The sequence below is a fragment of the Mycetohabitans sp. B3 genome (genome assembly GCF_021498065.1).
Classification (GTDB): domain Bacteria; phylum Pseudomonadota; class Gammaproteobacteria; order Burkholderiales; family Burkholderiaceae; genus Mycetohabitans.
On record NZ_JAHLKN010000030.1, the window covers coordinates 1 to 3,944 of the forward strand.

At 56.0% G+C, this 3,944-nt stretch carries 2 protein-coding genes; one reads left to right on the forward strand and one right to left on the reverse strand.

Annotation, left to right across the window (positions count from 1 at the left end):
* A partial coding sequence (locus tag KQH55_RS09135; protein ID WP_235090646.1) for a condensation domain-containing protein occupies positions 1–1,914 on the reverse strand: 1,914 nt, incomplete at its 3' end.
* A gap of 1,675 nt (positions 1,915–3,589) precedes the next feature.
* Here KQH55_RS09135 and KQH55_RS09140 point away from each other — a divergent pair.
* Positions 3,590–3,844, forward strand: a complete 255-nt coding sequence (locus KQH55_RS09140; RefSeq protein ID WP_235090647.1) for an acyl carrier protein — start codon at positions 3,590–3,592, stop codon at positions 3,842–3,844.
* Positions 3,845–3,944: the final 100 nt, after the last annotated feature.

Here is a 3,944-nt window from a genome sequence, read left to right on the forward strand (position 1 = left end):
ATCATGCTCGTTAAAGCCATACCACGGTTGCGTCGCCTCGAACAGCCGCACCACTTGCGCATGTTCGACCATCACGCCCTTGGGCGTGCCGGTCGAGCCCGACGTATAGATCACATACGCCAGATGCCGGGCGGTGAGCGCGGCTACCGACGGATTCGTGTCCGGCAATGCCGGCAATATGGCCGGATCGAGCACCGTGCACTCGGCGAGCGCCGCGTCGCCCAACGCAGCGCGCCCGGCCGCATCCGCGAGCACCATGTTCGGTGCCGCATCAGCGAGGATGTGCGCCAAGCGCTCGCCTGGGTAGCTCGGATCGAGCGGCACATACGCACCCCCCGCTTTCAAAATCGCCAGCAGCCCCACGACCAGTGCGGGACTACGCTGCACGCAGATTGCCACCCGGGTATCCGGCTTGACACCTAACTCAATCAACTGGTGCGCGAGACGATTGGCTTGTGCGTTCAGTTCTGCGTAGCTCAGTGTCTGCGCTTCAAACACCAACGCTGGCGCTTCGGGCGTACGCTCGGCCTGCGCTTCGAACAACTGGTGAATGCATTGATGTGCCGGATAGACCCGCTGCGTCGCATTCCACTCGACTAGCAGCCGATGCCGCTCGTCAGCGCCGAGCAGATCGATCTCGCTAATCGGTTGCGTGGCATCGGCAGCCAACGCTTGTACAAACCGGATAAACCGGCGCTGATACGCGTCGAGCATCTCCGCGGTGTAGCAAGCAGGATTGGCATCAAAGTCGATCCGTAATTGACGGCTATTGGGTGTCCAATAAACACCGAGCATCAAATCATCAACCGGACCAGCGAGCAGGTTATAGTTCGTCGATGAATGCTCGCCAAACGACAGCTCGTAGTCAAACGGCATCACGTTGACCTTGATGCCAGATAGCAACTGCCCAGGCACCAGCCCAAGTTGACGCTGCAGCGCTTCGCTCGGGTAGCGTTGATATTGAAGTCCGTTTTGGATTTCCTTCGCCGCCTGCCGCATCAACGACACTAAGTTGATCTCCGGCTCGAATCTGAACCGCAACGGAACCGTATTGGCGACCATGCCAGGAATGTGCCAATCTGCCCCCAAGCGGGCAGTCACTGGAAAACCGAACACCACGTCCTGCGCGCCAGTCATGCGATGCAGATACGCGGCCAGTGCAGCACTCAAGAACTGCGCCAGCCGGCCCGCATCCAGCACATAGTCGTCCACCCATTGGGTGGTCAGGTACGTCGTCTGACGCAACCGCTGCTGTAAAGCAGGGGCGGCGCGGCTTGCCAGCGTCGCAGGCTCAGGCCAATGGGCGCAGTGCTTGAGCCAATACGCTTCGTCTTGCGCCCGTTGGGCGGATGCCTGATATTGTGCATCGCTCTCTACTAGCTGTCGGACCGAACCCAAATCACATGCCGCCGGCGCCGTTCCCGCGCACAGCGCGCTATACACGTGTGCAACGCGTTGTGCGATCAGGTACTGGCCATAGCCATCCATCATGATATGGTGATAGCGCTGATACCACATCCATTGCACGGGCGCCACTTTCAGCAACGCATAGCAAAAAAGCGGTCCCTGCATCAGATTGACCGGTTGCTGATAATCGGCTTGCATCCACGCCTGGGCCGCTGCCTGAGGATCGGCTTGTGCCGTGAAGTCCAGCACCGGCATTGACCATGCGGGCGCACCAATCCTCTGCCGCAGCCCGTCATCGCTGTCGACAAATTGCAAGCGCAGGGTGTCGGCCTCATCGATGACTTGGCGCAATGCGGCTTCAAAGACGGCCGGCTCAATCACGCCTTCGATCACCGTGTACTGCGCAATGTTGTACACGGGGCTGTCGGGATGCAGCTGCTGCGCGAGCCAGATTTCGGTTTGCGCACTGGATAACGGCTGGGTAACAGGCGTAGCGCTAGCATCCATAACAAAGCTCCGATTCAGGCGACCGAGCGGCCTGATATTTAAAAGGTGTACGAAACGATACAACGACGCAACCAGAATCTCTCGTTACTCTTCGGAACCACTATGGCTTTTATGACACGTTGCGTGCAAGCCTTAGCCATTCATTGCAGCAATCAGGGCCACTCATCGGCACGCGTCAGTGCACCGTTCGCGGCACTTGGCCGACCAGTGATCACGCCACGTCCAATCGATAGCAAGTTTTAGTGAAAACACTGGACATAGTGATACTGCGCGCAAATTGGCATGACAGTCGGTCAAGCAAGACAGCTAAAAAGAACAGGGCAAACCAGTGCAGCGCGCAGCGCGGCGTCATTGGGTGCAGAACTGGGGTACTTCTTCATTTTCCCCCAGCCATCACATTATTTAGCCATACGGCTACGCACCCGTTCGCTGACCCATCAGCTCGACGTTACGTGCTTCATGTCTCGCAAGCACTGTGCCCAGCTGTCCGGAGCCGCTACAAAAATTCAAGTAATCGCAACGCTTAGCGCCTGGTTGAAAGACTGTAAAGCGCCCACCATAATGCGTTCAAATCCATTACCTTTACTTAAACGACAAGTTTTGAACGAATGAAACAATAAATTAAAACTTGCAACCAAAGGGCACATGATCGCCCGTGATATGGATGAAGTAAGGCTTAAGGGCGTGTCTGAAGTCACCGTTCGTGACCAGAAAAGGCTGAGCGGGCAATACTGGGATTTCGATATCGCCCCGCATGACCGTGCTACCGCCCATGGACAAGCAGCGTCAGTATCCCGCCCTGGCGGTGACAGAGATTCACGCCCTTGAACGAGCAGCACCCACAGGAAGCGCATTAAACAGAAGCTGGCCACCCATTTGCCTGTCGCGTCTCGCAAGCTGGCTGTCGAAAAACTCGGCTGGTATGCCTTACGATGAAAAAATGAAGTGTTCCACCCGGTCCTGAAATCGGGCTGCAAGGCACACCGTTGCGCACGACAGAGCGGTTGCCTAATCTCATTTCGGTACATAAAACCGCCCGGCTATTGAGATAATTTTTACTAGATCTGCAAAAAATTAGCTTAAATAATGCGTGCCGGTGAGTTTGACAACGTCCTTTCAGTTAGCTTGCCCATAGGATGTGAGGTGTTTCTCCCTCACCCAGCTGCGATCTTCGGGACACGGTGGCAAACGGCGACTTCATAGGGCGTGCGATAACGCTAACTTAGCGCGTGTGTACCGATGATATTATGTCTATTGCTATTAAACACATCCAAAGAGTTTCTAATCGACATGGACTCGCGTTGCCCTTCCTCCTCCTAATTGGCCCTACATGCAAAGGCAAGCCGGCAAGGCAGTCGCTCTGCGGCGGTGGCTCCGCCTCACTTCTTGCACCAGGCCGTGCCAGCGGGTGTAGGCGGGCAGCCGTCACCATTCGGGGAGCGGCCACAACGTGCGCTGTCCATGTCGAGAAATAGGCCAACCTTGACGAAACAGGGTCCCAGTGGGTACCGCGCTTGCTAACGTCATATCAAGGCGCCCCAATGGGTACGTTAGTGCACCGGCTATGGCGATTGTCCGATACGTAAAGCGTTGCGCACCATGCCCCTCTACAGCGCTTTTTTGAGCCTATGACACCGTGAACGTCCCTCGTCCATGATTGTTAAAGGAGAAGCCCATGTCGGATACCTTGGCGAAAATTCGTGCTTTTGTGATCGGCACTATCCTAAAAGAAAATGGCTCGAATATTGCTGACAATTTAAATCTGAGGGAGTCGGGGCTCCTTTCATCGTTGGCTACCATGCGCCTGGTCTCATTTGTCGAGGATGAATTCGGCTTCATCGTTGGTGTCAGCGACCCGAGGACGCGCTTTACCACCATTCGTGAGATCGCGTGCTATGTGGATGAAAAGTCATCGGAGAGCGAAAAATGACGACCGACATTGCGCCGCGGGGACAACAGTCCGAGCCACCAGCGAACTTAGCCAAATACTTAGACGACACGACAGCGCGACAGCCGAGTGCTCGTGCGCT

Bases quoted from the DNA above. Each gene is read 5' to 3' on its own strand.
- KQH55_RS09140 (WP_235090647.1), top strand. From the start codon at position 3,590: ATGTCGGATACCTTGGCGAAAATTCGTGCTTTTGTGATCGGCACTATC.